Genomic DNA, 16190 nt, shown 5'->3' with positions numbered 1-16190 from the left:
TATACCAAATAGATTTTAAAATGAGTCTATAAAATTTGAATTATTTAGCGCTTAGATGAATAAGAAAATTCAAGCATAGCCTTAGCTACGGTTTCATTTTGTTATGAAATATAAGTGCTATAGAAGCTAATTATAAGGCTTGTTTTATTATTTATTTGGTATTACGGCTAATTCTTTTAAAAAGTGTGGTTTAGTAGATGCTTACTTCACTGCGTGGTACGTCGCTATCGTGGTAACGTTCTATACACTTTGCAACAATTTCTTTTGCTTCGTTTACATCTCCCCATCCACCCACATCTACTTTTTTCTCTTCAAGATCTTTATATACTTGAAAAAAATGCTCTATTTCTTTAATGAGATGCGGGTTTAACTCAGAAAGGTCTGTTACTCTGCTTGCAATAGGGTCACTTACAGGCACACAGATCACTTTCTCATCAGGTCCTTTCTCATCGGCCATGTGAAAAACACCGATAGGCTTTACTTCGATCACACATCCAGGAAATGTAGGTTCTGTCACCAATACCAATACATCTAGAGGATCTCCATCTAGTGCTAATGTTTCCGGCACAAACCCATAATCTGCAGGGTACATCATCGATGAAAAAATCATACGATCGTACCGTATTTTTTTTAATTCAAAATCATACTCGTACTTGTTACGGCTTCCTTTTGGGATTTCGATAAGTACATCAAATGTTTTTATTTTATCTGCTGTCATAATTTTTGCCCGCATGGGCGGGTATTTTTTAAAAGGCACTACCCAATCTTTAATTCCATTTGATGTGTTTTGCCTTAGTAATTATACGCTTTCGCGAAAGCGTACTCAGAAACTAAAAAATCAATTTTAAAATACTGACAATCAAAGCAATATTAAAAAATAGATCGTAAATTACTTGTTTTCGGGGTGCAAAAGTACGCTGAAATAGCGGTTTTGACAAAGAATTTTATGTTAAGTTTAAGTTAGCTTACTATGCTAAATCGTTTTCGTGCCATATACGCTATTGTAAAAGGAAAAGAGGAAGTACTCTCTAAAAGAAAAACCCAAAGGATCCCGTAACACCAAACGTACGAGCATCGGGCAGGTCATTATAATTCCCTCTGAAGTTCACATCAATACGGAAGACCTTAAAAATATTACCTACGCCAAAGCTATATTCAAAATAAGGCTCTGCATTAGGTGCAATATCTTGAGGCGTTAATGTGGAAATAGGAATATCATTTTGAATAAATCGAAGGTTTTCAAAGGCAGGTCTATTCAAATCTATATTGCCTTGAGAAATATTACCAATCACCCCTCGTATCCCAACAATTTCTCTCAGATTTAATTTCTTTAAAAAGGGAATACGTGAAAATAAACGTCCTCCAAAATTATGCTCTAATTGCACCGATGCATACTCATCAGTGACAAATTCGTAGAAATTAAGTTGGCTATAGGTATTAAAGATAGAAAACAACGATTGGTTTCCTGGTACTGGGCTCAATAATGCTAAAGGCACTTCTCCAAAGGTTTTCCCTACCTCTGTAGACACACTAAGTTGTCCAAAGCCACCTACACGTATCGCTTTCCTGAAAGAAAATTGCAATCTGTCATATTCAAAATCACTATTTAACGTGCCTTCTAAACCTCGGGTATAGCTCAAGAAAAAACTTGGAAACCATTCGTTGACCACACGTCGTTCTACCCCAAAACCAGACGTTTTCTTTCCAGGTTCCCAAATGGTCGTAAACACCACTTCTGTTTGTGTAATATCCCCTTTGGTAGTAGTCTCTGAGGCATCTGTGAAATACTCTAGATTAAATGTATCTGATGCTGATTCTAGGCTTCTCAGTGAAAAATCTGTACGAAATGTAAGATTACGAATAGGTTCAATTTCCGCAGCAAAATTCACTAATTGAATGGATGTCAATTTATCATTGGCTGCGGTATTTACAAGCGAAGAAGAAGCCAAATTCCGTCCTAAAACATCCCTAGATGTCGTGAGACTCGCTCCTATTTGTTCTACATCTTGTCTGTAGCCCCCAGAAAAAATCAATCGGTTTTTCTTATCCACAAGCCATTTTCCTGAGATTCCAAATTTGAATTTTTCATCTTTAAAACCATATGCTAAAAATCCTTCGGCCCTCCACAAATCATTTTGCCCAAAATAGGTACGTGCTCCTGTTCGGATACGTAATCCCTCTACTTCATTAAATCCAAAGGTGGAGAAGATAGGCCCATAGTCAAGATTAAGACTAGGAAATTCCCAATATCCCGAAGCCAATACTGACCCTAAATTGTATAGATTTTTAAACTTTTTGACTGTTTTAAGCGTGTCGAGCATTTTATACACCCCTTTCTCGTCGGCGTTTAGCTCTTCTTTTCTATTCTTATCCCAGAAATCATCATCTCTATTATAGACATCTTTGTCATAATAATAGACCTCCTTTTCATAGAACTCTTTATCTTTCTCCTGATTAAAGACATAGTTATCATAAAGGGTTGTACGCTTCCCATAAAGCCCTCTAGACTCTTCTTTTTTTCTGAAAGCAAAGTCAGATAAAAAGTAATCTCTTTTTAAAAGAAAGGTCGTATCATTTACGATATCAAATTCTTGTTCTAAGTAAATTTCCTTTACCCAATTGATGTTTGCACTCTTAGAGAGTTGCATATTAATTTCTTTAATCGCCCAAGTGGAGTCATTTACCCAAAAATCTCCTTTAAAAGTGAGCTCATTGGTCCGGCGAGGGTAATAAATGATATTATAGCACCATTTGTTATCTATATAGGCACTATCTGCAAGCACATAGTTATAGGTTTGAATCCCTGTTCTACTAATAGGACTCGTAAATGTTTTATCAAAAAACTTCAGGTAATTTTGATATACATCATAATCATTGTATAAGTCTTTTACAAAACCAATGATGGTCTGATTTTCGCTAAATCCGCTATTTTTATTTCCCAGTAAATCTTCTTTTTCTTTATTAGATTCGTTATTTCCATACACTTTAGAAACAGCTTCATTAACAAAGATGGGGAGGTATGTTTTTCCTGTAACTCTAGACGTATCTGTCTGCTCAAAAATAAACTCCATTCCTCTAAAGAGTTTGCTGTTTATTAAAGCGCTATCAATAGTATTAAGGTCAAATTCGATTTTCTCATACTTATCATATTCATATTGCTTAAACTGTCGGAGCCCATTTTGTTTTTTTCGAGACCAAATTTTACGCAATATGTCTATGGCTGGGTTATTTTTTTTGGATGTTTTTCCTGTATAGATAAAGACTTCATCCATTCTTGCCGCTTCTTCAGCAAGCACTATTTTCATATCGTAGTTAACACGAGATGCCAGTATCACTTCTTTTTCTGCAAACCCAATAAAAGAGATCCGGATTTTTTCCCAAGTCTGATCAGATTCTAGATAAAATCGACCGTTCTCATTGGTGATCGTCCCCTCATTAGAGCCAACGTAAACTACATTTGCAAAAGGAACAGGGTTATCTTGCTCATCAAAGACAACTCCACTTACCTTGGTTTGGGCAACCATCATGAAGGGAAAAAATACGATAAGTATAAGTACTCTATATATATTCATATTAAAAATGAAAGAGCTTCATTAATCGTTACTAATGAAGCTCCATTATGGTTACGTTAACGTACGTTTTATCTATATAGTACTTTTTTAACAGCTTTTATGACATCGCCACTATTTGGCAACCACTCTTCCAATAAAACGGGAGAATACGGAGCTGGGGTATCTGCTGTATTTATTTTTATAATGGGAGCATCTAGATAATCAAAAACTTGCTCTTGTACTTGGTATGTAATTTCTGTAGATACGTTTCCGAAAGGCCATGCTTCTTCAAGTATCACGAGACGGTTTGTTTTCTTTACAGAATCCATAATCGTCTTATGATCCATTGGACGCACAGTACGTAGGTCTATAATTTCGCAAGAAATCCCTTCTTTCGCTAGCTCATCTGCTGCTTTATACGCTTCTTTTATAATTTTTCCGAAAGAAACAATCGTTACATCTGTTCCTTCTCTTTTGATCTCTGCTACACCAATAGGTAATACATATTCTCCATCAGGCACTTCTCCTTTATCACCATACATCTGCTCTGATTCCATAAAAATAACAGGATCATTATCTCTAATCGCTGCTTTTAAAAGTCCTTTCGCGTCGTATGGGTTAGAAGGAACAATTACTTTAAGACCTGGCGTATTTGCAAACCAATTCTCAAAAGCTTGTGAGTGGGTAGCACCTAGCTGTCCTGCAGAAGCTGTTGGCCCTCTAAAAACAATAGGACATGGAAATTGTCCGCCTGACATTTGTCGGATTTTTGCCGCATTATTGATGATCTGATCAATCCCTACTAGAGAGAAATTAAAGGTCATATACTCAATAATTGGACGGCATCCCGTCATTGTACTTCCCACACCAATACCCCCAAAACCAAGCTCGGCAATAGGCGTGTCTATCACACGGTCAGCACCAAACTCATCGAGCATTCCTTTGGATGCCTTGTAAGCCCCATTGTATTCGGCGACTTCTTCACCCATTAAATATACAGACGCGTCGCGACGCATTTCTTCGCTCATCGCTTCACAAATGGCTTCTCTAAATTGGATTGTTCTCATTGAAATAAACTCCTTTACTTTTAGGCTAACAAAAGTAAGCATTTATCATTGCTCTTTAAATTGCTTTTTTATAAAATTTTACTATGCATGCATAGTAAAAGTAAGTTTTTTACCGTACTTTTGTTACGAAATCGAAATAGTATGATCTCTAAAACTTATTTTCGCGGAAAAAAGAGTTTGCTAAGAATTTTTATTTCTTTTTCATTGATTATAAAAATGCAAAATATCTAAATATCAAATACTAAATTGTTATGAAAATATTAGTGTGTATTAGTCACGTACCTGACACTACTTCTAAAATTAATTTTACAGATAATGACACAAAATTTGACACCAACGGTGTTCAATTTGTGATCAATCCAAATGATGAGTTTGGATTGACGCGCGCCATGTGGTTTAAAGAAAAACAAGGGGCTTCTGTAGATGTTGTTAATGTAGGAGGTCCTGAGACAGAACCTACACTTCGTAAAGCACTTGCCATTGGTGCAGACACCGCTATTCGTGTAAATACCGAAGCAAAAGACGGTTTACAAGTTGCTAAAGAACTTGCTGCCGTAGTCAAAAACGGAGGATATGATCTTGTTATTGCCGGACGTGAGTCTATCGATTACAACGGGGGTATGGTACCAGGAATGCTCGCAGGTCTTACAGGTGCAAATTTTGTAAATACCTGTATTAGTCTAGAAGTAGAGGGTACCAATGCTACAGCTATTCGTGAGATAGATGGCGGAAAAGAAACTGTAGCCACAAGTCTTCCTTTAATTATTGGAGGTCAAAAAGGACTAGTAGAAGAGAGTGACCTTCGTATTCCTAATATGAGAGGAATAATGATGGCTCGTAAAAAACCACTTACTGTTATTGAACCTACAGGCGCTTCGGCAGAGACAACTTCGGTTGCTTTTGAAAAGCCAGCACCAAAGGGAGCGGTAAAATTAGTAGATACCGTAGACGAGTTAATTGATTTGCTTCACAACGAAGCAAAAGCAATCTAAACGTAGTATTAGGAGGTATACGCTTTCGCGAAAGCGTACGCAACAATAAAAAAATATAAAGGTTGTTTACTACACCACAAATCCTAGTGAACAACCAACTTAAATCTTACAAATTATGTCAGTTTTAGTATATACAGAATCAGAAAACGGAACGTTTAAGAAAACAGCTTTTGAAGTTGCTAGTTACGCCAAAGGAATCGCAGATATGATGGGAACAACCGTCACTGCTATTGCCATACATGGAGGAGACAGTGGAGCATTAGGTGTTTATGGAGTAGACAAAGTGCTAAATGTAAGTGATTCAAAGCTTGATACTTTTAATGCAGCTGCCTACGCCAAAGCCATTGCACAAGCCGCTACTGCAGCATCTGCAAAAGTGATTGTCTTAAGCCAAACAGCAGACGCAAAATATATCGCACCACTTCTTGCTACACAGCTTGAAGCTGGATACGCTTCAAATGTAGTAGCACTTCCAGAAAGCACTGCGCCTTTCAAAGTAAAGCGTACTGCGTTCACAAACAAAGCATTTAACCTTACAGAAATCACTACCGATATCAAAATCGTAGGACTTGGTAAAAATGCATACGGTCTTAAAGAAACAAGTGGTGCAGGAGCTACGGAAGACTTCACCCCTACTTTTGATGATGGCGATTTTGGCGTGAAAGTACAATCTGTAGATAAAGCTACCGATAAAGTATCTATTGCAGATGCTGAAGTTGTTGTTTCTGCTGGGCGTGGTCTAAAAGGACCTGAAAACTGGGGAATGATCGAAGAAATGGCTGATATCCTTGGAGCGGCAACTGCTTGTTCTAAACCCGTATCCGATCTAGGCTGGAGACCTCACGGAGAGCATGTTGGACAAACAGGAAAACCAGTTGCGTCCAATTTATATATTGCCATCGGAATTTCTGGAGCGATACAACATTTAGCTGGAATTAACTCTTCAAAAATAAAAGTAGTCATCAATACCGATCCTGAAGCACCTTTCTTCAAAGCTGCCGATTATGGAATTGTAGGCGATGCTTTTGATATTGTACCAGAACTTAATGAAAAGCTAAAAGCGTTTAAAGCAGCAAATAGTTAATCTATTTTAGCCAAAACATATATAAATAGGTGAGAATTGTTCAATTCTCACCTATTTTTTAGTTTAGATATGCATTGTGAAGTAGACCTATCCTATGGAAATTAGTGACTTCAGATTAAAAAACGTAAACTCAATACTATATAAACTTCAAAACTCAATTAACTTTTATTACTTTTACCAACTATGAGTTTAGTACGTTTAAACATAAAAGGGATTTCCTATAGCCAAACGCAAAATGGCGCTTATGCCCTTATCTTGAGCGAAGTAGATGGAGATCGTAAATTACCTATTGTGATAGGTGCTTTTGAGGCACAATCTATTGCCATAGCTTTAGAGAAGGAGATACGACCACCACGCCCTCTTACCCACGATCTTTTTAAGAATTTTGCAGATCGTTTTGATATTGTTATTAAACAAGTGATTATCCACAAACTTGTCGATGGGGTTTTTTATTCTAGTATTATATGCGAGCGTGATAAAATAGAAGAGATTATTGATGCACGTACAAGTGACGCTATTTCATTAGCATTACGTTTTCAAGCACCTATATTCACGTATAAAAACATTCTAGATAAAGCAGGTATATTCTTAAAAGGAAATAAAGAACCAGACGAGCTGACAGATGAAGAAGAAATCCTGACGGAAGAAATTGTTGTTGAGGAAGATGAATTACTTTCTAGTGAAAATGATTATCAGAGAATGTCTCTAAAAGAATTAAATGCTCAACTTGAACAAGCTGTTAACAATGAAGATTACGAGCTTGCGGCTAAGATAAGAGACGAAATCTCTAAACGTAATTAATCTATACTTATGCGCACCTTTATTCTGGCGTTAGCCGTTGTATTTTCCACATGTACTCTTTGGGGGCAAACCGAAGAAAAAACATGGTCTTTTCAACAAATCACAGATACTACAGGTACAGATCTTTTTGCTATAGATGCTACAAAAGATTCTCTTTCTCTTAATGCAGGTCAATTTTCTTATAGCCTTTCGGCGAAAGATGACTTATATGCCTCTGGAGATTATATAAAACAGAAAGACCTTCTTGTCTTTTTTTATAATACGCCCAAAGACACCATACGACGCTATAGAATACAAACATTAACCGACTCCACTTTTGCATTTTCTGAAAAGGGTGTCACCTACCACTTTAAAAATAAAGAAGCAACACAGGCTTTAGTGGAAGCAACTGCTAATGAAATAATTCCTTCTCAAGGGTTTACTTTAAATAGTTTTCTTAGAGGCGTTTTAGGAATGGTTTCTTTATTACTCATTGCATTTCTTTTTAGTAGTAACAGAAAAGCGATTAACTGGAAAACGGTTGGACTAGGTCTTGCTGTCCAATTAATTATTGCTATTGGAGTTCTCAAAGTTCCGTTTATTGAAAAAATATTTGACTTCATAGGGGGTATATTTGTAAGTGTACTTGAATTCACACTCGCTGGAAGTGACTTTTTATTTAAAGGTCTTGTCAGTGACATGAATACCTTTGGGTATATTTTTGCTTTTCAAGTATTACCAACCATTATCTTTTTCTCGGCACTTACGTCAGTACTATATTATTTTGGAGTTATTCAAAAGGTTGTGAAAGCTTTTGGATGGTTATTATCAAAAATATTAGGTATTTCTGGTGCTGAAAGCTTAAGTGTTGCTGGTAATATATTTTTAGGACAAACAGAGGCACCTCTTTTAATTAAGGCTTATTTAGAAAAAATGAATAAGTCTGAGATTCTTCTGGTAATGATTGGAGGAATGGCAACCGTTGCTGGAGCAGTTTTGGCGGCTTATATAGGTTTTCTAGGAGGTGACGATCCCGAATTACGATTGTTATTTGCAAAGCATTTACTAGCAGCTTCAGTAATGGCAGCTCCTGGAGCTATTGTCATCTCAAAAATATTATACCCACAAACAGAAGCTGTCAATACAGATGTCAAAGTTTCTTCAGAAAAAATAGGCTCTAATATCTTAGATGCTATTGCAAACGGAACGACAGAAGGTCTAAAACTAGCCGTAAACGTAGGCGCTATGCTTCTTGTTTTTGTAGCGTTTATCGCCATGTTAAATGGTATTTTAGGATGGGTTGGTGATGTCACCTCTGTAAATGATTGGATGGCTGCAAACACGAACTATCCCGAGCTTTCTCTCGAAGCGATTCTAGGGACTATTTTTGCCCCTCTTATGTGGCTTATTGGCGTTGCCGAAGAGGATATTACCATGATGGGGCAATTACTAGGAATCAAGCTTGCCGCTAGTGAATTTGTGGGCTACATACAGCTCGCAGATTTAAAAAACACTGCCAATGCGGTTCATTTAAATTATGAAAAGTCTATTATCATGGCAACGTATATGTTGTGTGGATTTGCCAATTTTGCTTCTATAGGTATCCAGATAGGAGGTATCGGTTCTCTTGCACCTGGGCAACGTAAAAATCTTTCTAGATTTGGAATGAAAGCCTTACTAGGAGGATCTATCGCTTCTTTAATTTCAGCTACGATTGCTGGGATGATTATTGGGTAAGAAGTAGTGCGTTATTTGTTATTGAGTTATAAGTTATGTTGTGGTCTTGCACATTGTATCATTATAAGCTAGCCTTAGCTAAATAAATCTTTTAGGCACTTTATTCCCTTGTATATTAATCCGTCTTTATGACTGGCAGTTCAGCTATTATATTTCCTTTTGAATCTAAAAATGAGTAATCAAGAATTCTGACCTCTTCATTTAAAGGCATTTTTGATAATGTATCAACGAATTCTCTAGTGAAAATTTTTACCTCATCACTTGGGTTTGTAATACCATCTTCTTGCATTGCTTTTCTGAGTCTATATATCCCAAGAAAATGTCGAACATCTAGTTTTTTCATATGACACCTTTAGTTTAGGATGTATACGCTTTCGCGAAAGCGTACAACAGCGATTATCGCTTAAAGATATTACGCACTTGGTAAAAGAAGCGCTCGATAAGTCTCAAATCCTCTGTAATGATTTCTCCAACACCCCGCATCTCTTGCTGGAAATCAATTTCTTTACCAAACGTAGTTACTAGAGTATCTGGTAAAGCCACGTCTATGGCATACATGCCATCTTCATCGGTGATGACAGACATTTTAGTAATGGTGCCTTCTAGCGTTCCAAACTCAGTATCAGGATAATTTTCTAGGCGTAAAATCACCTTTTGCCCAACTTTTATTTTACCAGAATTTTGAGCAGGGGTTTTCATTTTTGCAATGTACTCAGAGCCGTCTTTAGGAATCACGGTAAATACTATATCTCCTGCATTAACCGTTTGGTTTTCACTCCAAAAATTGAGAAAAGACACTTTCCCATCCATTGTAGAGGTTAATGCGAAGGCAAGCTCCCAATCTCTAATACTCTTCTTCAATTGATTGAGAGACAAAATCACTGTAATCAATAGTGTTTTTTCTTCTCTAATACCACTAATTTCTGTTCCTCTTGATGTACTCTGTGCACCACTAATACCCTCTCTTAGTTGAGATATCGAAGCTTCTAAGTTCTTATAATTACGTTCTACCTGAGAATACTCTATTCTTCTTCTTTCTATTTCTGAAGTTGCAATCACTCCCTTGGTATACAACTCTTCATAACGTTCTTTTTCCTTTTTAGCGAGTTCTAATTCTGCCTTGTTTAATTGACGTTGTGCCTCTGCGACCTTCAATCTTCTATTTTGTTCTGAAATGGAAATACGATTAGCAACTACCTGATTAGAAAAAGGTTGGTAGTCCTTATTGATTTGATATAACAAATAATTATTTACAAAAACGGCATAGTCAGATTCTATATTTCCAAGAGACATTAACGGTAATTTTTCATACGGAAAATAGAAGTCATCATTTTGTAATGAGATGGTGTCTAACGTTTCTTTCAGTTTATAAATATGCTCATAGTTGGCTGTATTTTCTATCACAGCTAATGCTTGACCTTTGGTCACTTTTTGATTGTCTTCTACCAAAATAGCAGAAAACCTTCCTGTACTTCTCGCGCGTTCTTTTTGTGGAGGAACTTGGGTGGTAATAATCGCTTGCGATGGGATAATATCTGGATATTTTATAAACCAAGAGATCGCAAGCAACAACACGATCAACCCCAAAAAAAGCGCACTTCCCCATCGGATCATCCAATTGGGTGCTTCTGTTAAGATTTCCTGAACCTCTTCACTACGTAATTCTATGTCGTCTATCTGATCTGGCATAATCTCACTTCTTTTTTATGATCCTAATTCTAATTGGTTTTTTACTAAGTTATAATAAAACCCTTTTGCACGGGTGAGTGTTTGATGCGTACCCACCTCTACGATCTTTCCTTGATCCAATACTACAATTTGATCTGCATTTTTAACCGTACTTAATCTGTGTGCAATAACAACAGCGGTTCTATTCTTAAAAAACTCATCGAGTTTTTCCATAATTACCTTTTCATTATTGGCATCTAGTGCACTAGTAGCTTCATCAAAGAACAAGAAATGAGGATCTTTATATACCGCTCTTGCAATAAAGAGTCGCTGCTTTTGTCCTGTACTCAATCCTACGCCTTCCATTCCGATCTTGGTATTATACGATAATGGCAATGACTCAATAAACTCTTTGATATTTGCCACATCTACGGCATGGGCTAGTTTTTTCTTGTCTACATAATCATCACCCACTGCAATATTATTAGCGATCGTATCATTAAAAACATATCCTTCTTGCATCACCACCCCACAGGAAGCCCTCCAAGAATATTGAGAGATATTTTGTAAGTCGGCGCTTCCAATTTTTATCTGTCCTTCACTAGGCTCATAAAACTTAAGAAGAATCTTCATTAAGGTTGTTTTACCACTTCCGCTCACTCCTACAATCGCCGTTACCTTATTAGCAGGTATGTGTAGGCTAAGGTCACTAAGCACCTTTACGTCTGCTCCTATGTACCTAAAAGAGATATCCTTGATATCAAAATCTGCATTTTTAGGAATCTCTGTTATTTTTGTGTCCTCACCCCCTTCTTCATCTTCTTTATTATGAATCTCTCCAAGACGGTCTAATGAAATACGGGCATCTTGTAACTCTCTTATAAAGCTTATTAATTGTGAAATAGGGGAATTTAGTTGCCCTACGATATACGTTACCGCAAACATTTCTCCCAAAAGAAGGTCTCCATCAATCACCAAGGTTGCTGATAAAATAGTGATTAAAATATTTTTAAGTTCGTTGATAAATCCAGAACCTACACTTTGATATTGCTCTAAAGCTAGACTCTCTATAGAGATTTTAAAAAGGCGGGCTTGCATAAATTCCCAAGACCATCTTTTTTGTTTTTCGGCATTGTGCAGTTTAATTTCTTGCATTCCGTTGATAAGCTCAATGACCTTACTTTGTTCCTGACTTACTTGAGAGAAACGCTTATAATCAAGATCGGCTCTCTTTTTAAGGAAGATAACAATCCAGAAAAAATAGAGCACGCTTCCTATTAAAAAGACACCAAATATCTGAAAGCTGTAATAGGCCAAAACAAAGCCAAAAACAACAAGGTTCACCATAGAAAACAATACATTAAGTGATGATGTTGTCAAAATACGCTCAATACGCCTGTGGTCATTAATACGTTGCAAAATATCTCCTGTCATACGTACATCAAAAAACGAAATAGGCAAATTCATCAATTTGATAAAAAAGTCTGAGATCAAAGAGATATTAATACGTGTACTCAAGTGTAGTAAAATCCAACTTCTAATGACTTCTACTCCCGTTCTACCCATAAACAAGGCAACTTGTGCGATTAAAATCAAGTAGATAAAATTAATATCTCCTGTTTTAATACCTACATCAACCACACTTTGTGTTAAAAACGGGAAAACAACTTGTAATAAACTCCCCGCAAGTAGTCCAATAATTAATTGAACAATAAACTTTTTGTATCTAAATACATACTTGAAGATGAAGGCAAAACCAAAATTCTTTTTTTCCTCATCAAAATGCTCTTCGTAAAACTTAGGAGTCGTTTCTAGTAAAAGCGCGATTCCCTCTTCTGTGGCTTCTGTAGCGTTATTACCTATCCAGAATTTAAGGAGTTCTTCTTTGGTATATTTCAAAATTCCATGTGCAGGATCTGCGATATGAAAAACACCTTTTGATATTTTATAAAGTACTACATAGTGGTTTTTATTCCAGTGAAGTACACATGGAAGTGGGACTTCTTCTTGAAGTTGATTGAGTGTTATTTTTACCCCTAAAGTTCTAAAACCTATCTTTTCGGCGGCATTACTCATTCCTAATAAACTACTTCCAGATCGTGTGGTCTCACTAAGACTTCGCAATAATTGAATAGGAATAGCCTTCTTATAATATTTAGCAATCATTTTAAGACACGTAGGCCCACAATCTTTACTATCTGCTTGTTTATATAAAGGAAATTTCTTCAAAATATATACGTCTGTTTTTAACTACAATTACTTCTTTTTGTTCTTAAATGTTCTGATCCCCCATGCAACCTTGTGGTGTCTATATAACAGGTCATATACCACCATTTCATGAAGCCTATTTTTTGATCTAAACATCCTATTCATAAGCATATGCGCATAGCTACCTAAATAACTATCTATCATATCACTGCTAGCTGATTTTTTAAGCAACTCAATAGTTGATTTACATTGCTCACTCTTATATGCTAGTAATTCTAAAAGAGGTTCATACTCTGGCTTATCTGCTGCTTTGAAATCTATAAAGAAAGTTATTTTTTCTCGCTTTGCGCGAAATTTTTCATCTAATTGCTTCTTTAGAAATTTGTTCATTCCAAACTCCAATCCAAAACCTGTTTTTAGACGCTCCATAAAAGTCAGTTTCTGGTCTTCTGAGTACCCAAAATCTGCTAACATCGTGTCTAAAGCTCTCAATGCAAAGAGCCATCGGAGTTCTTCTCCTTCTTCTCCATCCACCATATCTAAGAAATTAACAATCATATCACTCTCATGAGAAAATAATTGTTCTGCCATTTCTATATGCGCTTCCCCGTATCGCTCAATCTCTCGATTGTAGGTATCTACTTGTATTTTCCAGATTAAGTCCGCTTTCGCGAAAGCGTCTAAACGCTCATACACCGTTCTCATAATCATTCCAATAGCATCAGAATCTTTATAATGAAAACGGACTCTAATGTGATGCTTAGGGTCTGCATAGCGTATAAAAAACCATTTATCTATGGCCCCCTTTGCGGTGAGCTCTTCTGCAATAGGTTTGATCGCTTCTGCGAGAACAATATCAGATGTTTTTGTTCCTGTGTATATTTTGTAATACACCCACGAATCTCCTGGTATAAATGTGCGTTGTGTATTAGGCATCTGATGCTTTTTTTAAAAGGTTCTCATTGTAAAAAGAAAGAATGACTTGATTTGTATACGAGGCGTTCCCATCGGAAACTATGCTTTGATCAACATGCAAAAACTCTTTCAATATAAATCGTGTTCGTTTTTTAACTGTTGACAATAGCATTTGAACACTTGTAAGGTTGTTTAAGTTGACTAACAACTCATTGTCACTATCTTTCAAGAGTACAAATTGAGGTAATTGCTTTTCTTTAATGAATAGTTCCAATTTCTCCTGAAAATTACCCATATTTTTTTGAGAACTTTCAAGTGCTTCAATATCAGACTTAGAAATATTCCATGTTTTTGATGCCAAAACAACATCTTTATAAACCACTCTAGGTAAAAAGGGGAAATCTTCTTGAAATGGGCCCCAATTAAAACCAATCCCACTTCGTTTATTTTGGCTTTGCATATTTGCCAAAAACTGATAAATAGGCAATGCGCCACTAGAATAGTTATGGGCATTACTTAAGTGAGGAATCACTTCTTTATTGTATTTTTTTGAACGTAAAACAATTCGATCCCTCTTTGCAGAAACCATTAAATCATCAAGAGGCAACTGCGCTTCGGTACTCAAAACGGACTTTGCCAAATACGGGATCTCATACCCTCTTAAAGCAGGGCGCATTAAAATATTACCTACTCTTGACTCAGGAAGATGCACAATCTCCGCAAGAATGCGTTTGGGATTGCTACGTTCTTCTATAGCGACAATTTCCTTGACATACTCATGAATTTCTGGATCGCTATGACAAAATCTTCCTAGTAAATTGGCAGCACTTGATCCGCCTGCACTAGACATGATGATTTGCTCTTGTCCATCAACCGTAATGACTTCAACCATGGTTGATATGGTGTCCGGAAGGTCATCCCAATTTTCATCAAATTCATTAAAATCTTCATCCTTCAAAGTGAGTACTTGCTCATTTTCCCGCAAACAACGCAACAACTCTTTATGTAAGATCATGTGTATGCTATTCCATTTTTGATCTTTTGTAGTTATTTTTGAAGGTTTTCCTGGAAGTATGATATCATCTACAAGTGCGCTTACATCACCGGAGTCTTTATTTTGAAGAAATCCAACTCCCAACTCTACATCTAAGGCTTGAGATAATGGCACCTCTCTATCTTCATAACGTTCATAAAACGCATTTCTAAACTGAGAAAGCAAGGTTTCGCTCGGCGCTTGTGACATCTTATTAAGCAATCGCATAGCACGACGCACTTTGAAAATTAATTGCTTGTTTAATGTATTCTCCTTGGGATGTAGAGACATATCTGTTTGGAACAAATACTTTAGCTCAAAACCTGTGTCCAAGGTTTCTAATGAGGCACTTATATCAATGTAATCTGAAGAAGGATTTCCTATCTTGGTGTCAAGCTTTTTTATGCTCTCTTGAGCATCCTCTAGCTTTTCAATAAGTTTCTCTGTCCCCTTTAATTTTTTTAAAACAGGAATGATTTGGTCTGTAAATTCTGGGCCAGACACAGAAGGTTCTAATTCACTTACTAGCAATTGGCTATTGACCAATTCTTCAATAAATCCTGAAGCTACATCCAACGTAATCTCATCATCAACCAAACATTCAGATAAGGTAGTGAGAGTCGCTCCTGTGTTGGCTATTTCTAACACTTTTTGCAAGTAGTCAGAATGCTGTACCCCAACTATATGGTGCATTCTTCGGCTATTCTCATAGTGGTACTCTACATAGCGCAATTGGTCTCCTGCTTTGTAAATACTTGTATTAGGATAAAAGCGAAGTTGTTTTTTTATGTCTTCATCCTTAACGATATCTTGAGATAATGCGACAAGATAATTCATATCTAATCGCGTATGCCTTTTGTTTTCTATTGTTGATTTAAGTACAATATCCGTTTCCTCATCAAAAGTTCCAACAGCTGTCCCTGCAAATAACCCAAAGGGAGTACATCGGGATGACATCCTACTCAAATACTTAAGGATAGAATAGGTCATACGCTCACTATCATCGAGTGTTGTATTCCCTTCTAACCACTTTTCAAAAGCAGTATATAAAGAAGGAGACGCTAGAAAAAGTGCTTCTTTGATGTGCGGTTCTTCACAAGCACTTTTAAGTGATTCTTGCGTTAACATTGAATCTTTTGTGAGCTCAAGGAAAAA

At 36.6% G+C, this 16190-nt stretch carries 12 protein-coding genes; 4 read left to right on the top strand and 8 right to left on the bottom strand.

From position 1 onward, the window contains the following. Positions 1-190 precede the first annotated feature (190 nt). The 3 genes from ACFO3O_RS18405 to ACFO3O_RS18395 form a co-directional block, all read right to left on the bottom strand. Entirely contained in the window at positions 191-718 is a 528-nt protein-coding gene (locus ACFO3O_RS18405) for an inorganic diphosphatase (protein ID WP_379981757.1), read from the bottom strand. A gap of 310 nt (positions 719-1028) precedes the next feature. Next, complete coding sequence (locus ACFO3O_RS18400) at positions 1029-3572, bottom strand: DUF5686 and carboxypeptidase-like regulatory domain-containing protein (RefSeq protein WP_379981558.1); 2544 nt, start codon at positions 3570-3572, stop codon at positions 1029-1031. Positions 3573-3640: 68 nt separating this feature from the next. Continuing rightward, positions 3641-4660, bottom strand: a complete 1020-nt coding sequence (locus ACFO3O_RS18395; RefSeq protein WP_379981556.1) for a pyruvate dehydrogenase complex E1 component subunit beta — start codon at positions 4658-4660, stop codon at positions 3641-3643. Between the two features lie 209 nt (positions 4661-4869). Between ACFO3O_RS18395 and ACFO3O_RS18390 the strand changes: the two genes are divergently transcribed. The 4 genes from ACFO3O_RS18390 to ACFO3O_RS18375 all read left to right on the top strand — a co-directional run bounded on the left by ACFO3O_RS18390 (position 4870) and on the right by ACFO3O_RS18375 (position 9211). Next, a complete protein-coding gene (locus ACFO3O_RS18390; RefSeq protein WP_379981554.1) occupies positions 4870-5610 on the top strand; it encodes an electron transfer flavoprotein subunit beta/FixA family protein in 741 nt (246 codons plus the stop codon). Between the two features lie 115 nt (positions 5611-5725). Continuing rightward, positions 5726-6694, top strand: a complete 969-nt coding sequence (locus ACFO3O_RS18385; protein ID WP_379981552.1) for an electron transfer flavoprotein subunit alpha/FixB family protein — start codon at positions 5726-5728, stop codon at positions 6692-6694. A 183-nt stretch (positions 6695-6877) separates the two neighbouring features. Then, complete coding sequence (locus tag ACFO3O_RS18380; RefSeq protein WP_379981550.1) at positions 6878-7495, top strand: bifunctional nuclease family protein; 618 nt, start codon at positions 6878-6880, stop codon at positions 7493-7495. Between the two features lie 9 nt (positions 7496-7504). Continuing rightward, positions 7505-9211: a NupC/NupG family nucleoside CNT transporter gene (locus ACFO3O_RS18375; RefSeq protein ID WP_379981548.1), complete on the top strand. Its 1707-nt coding sequence runs from the start codon at positions 7505-7507 to the stop codon at positions 9209-9211. 115 nt (positions 9212-9326) lie between these two features. Here ACFO3O_RS18375 and ACFO3O_RS18370 read toward each other — a convergent pair whose 3' ends face one another. From ACFO3O_RS18370 to ACFO3O_RS18350, 5 genes are read right to left on the bottom strand one after another with little or no spacing between them, the layout of a single operon-like run. Beyond that, complete coding sequence (locus ACFO3O_RS18370) at positions 9327-9554, bottom strand: hypothetical protein (protein ID WP_379981546.1); 228 nt, start codon at positions 9552-9554, stop codon at positions 9327-9329. A 53-nt stretch (positions 9555-9607) separates the two neighbouring features. After that, complete coding sequence (locus ACFO3O_RS18365; protein ID WP_379981544.1) at positions 9608-10900, bottom strand: HlyD family secretion protein; 1293 nt, start codon at positions 10898-10900, stop codon at positions 9608-9610. Positions 10901-10915: 15 nt separating this feature from the next. Then, a complete protein-coding gene (locus ACFO3O_RS18360) occupies positions 10916-13108 on the bottom strand; it encodes a peptidase domain-containing ABC transporter (RefSeq protein WP_379981542.1) in 2193 nt (730 codons plus the stop codon). Between the two features lie 27 nt (positions 13109-13135). After that, complete coding sequence (locus tag ACFO3O_RS18355; RefSeq protein WP_379981540.1) at positions 13136-14023, bottom strand: thiopeptide-type bacteriocin biosynthesis protein; 888 nt, start codon at positions 14021-14023, stop codon at positions 13136-13138. Beyond that, the gene (locus ACFO3O_RS18350; RefSeq protein WP_379981538.1) at positions 14016-16163 is read right to left on the bottom strand and encodes a lantibiotic dehydratase family protein; all 2148 of its coding nucleotides are present in this window, start codon (positions 16161-16163) and stop codon (positions 14016-14018) included. Before ACFO3O_RS18350 ends, ACFO3O_RS18355 begins: the two co-directional genes overlap by 8 nt. Positions 16164-16190 lie beyond the last annotated feature (27 nt).

This window comes from Dokdonia ponticola, assembly GCF_042653865.1.
Classification (GTDB): domain Bacteria; phylum Bacteroidota; class Bacteroidia; order Flavobacteriales; family Flavobacteriaceae; genus Dokdonia; species Dokdonia ponticola.
Note: the sequence above shows the minus strand (reverse complement) of the source record. Positions and strands in the feature narration are given on the sequence as shown.

Bases quoted from the DNA above. Each gene is read 5' to 3' on its own strand.
- ACFO3O_RS18405 (WP_379981757.1), bottom strand. From the start codon at position 718: ATGACAGCAGATAAAATAAAAACATTTGATGTACTTATCGAAATCCCA.
- ACFO3O_RS18400 (WP_379981558.1), bottom strand. From the start codon at position 3,572: ATGAATATATATAGAGTACTTATACTTATCGTATTTTTTCCCTTCATG.
- ACFO3O_RS18395 (WP_379981556.1), bottom strand. From the start codon at position 4,660: ATGCTTACTTTTGTTAGCCTAAAAGTAAAGGAGTTTATTTCAATGAGA.
- ACFO3O_RS18390 (WP_379981554.1), top strand. From the start codon at position 4,870: ATGAAAATATTAGTGTGTATTAGTCACGTACCTGACACTACTTCTAAA.
- ACFO3O_RS18385 (WP_379981552.1), top strand. From the start codon at position 5,726: ATGTCAGTTTTAGTATATACAGAATCAGAAAACGGAACGTTTAAGAAA.
- ACFO3O_RS18380 (WP_379981550.1), top strand. From the start codon at position 6,878: ATGAGTTTAGTACGTTTAAACATAAAAGGGATTTCCTATAGCCAAACG.
- ACFO3O_RS18375 (WP_379981548.1), top strand. From the start codon at position 7,505: ATGCGCACCTTTATTCTGGCGTTAGCCGTTGTATTTTCCACATGTACT.
- ACFO3O_RS18370 (WP_379981546.1), bottom strand. From the start codon at position 9,554: ATGAAAAAACTAGATGTTCGACATTTTCTTGGGATATATAGACTCAGA.
- ACFO3O_RS18365 (WP_379981544.1), bottom strand. From the start codon at position 10,900: ATGCCAGATCAGATAGACGACATAGAATTACGTAGTGAAGAGGTTCAG.
- ACFO3O_RS18355 (WP_379981540.1), bottom strand. From the start codon at position 14,023: ATGCCTAATACACAACGCACATTTATACCAGGAGATTCGTGGGTGTAT.
- ACFO3O_RS18350 (WP_379981538.1), bottom strand. From the start codon at position 16,163: ATGTTAACGCAAGAATCACTTAAAAGTGCTTGTGAAGAACCGCACATC.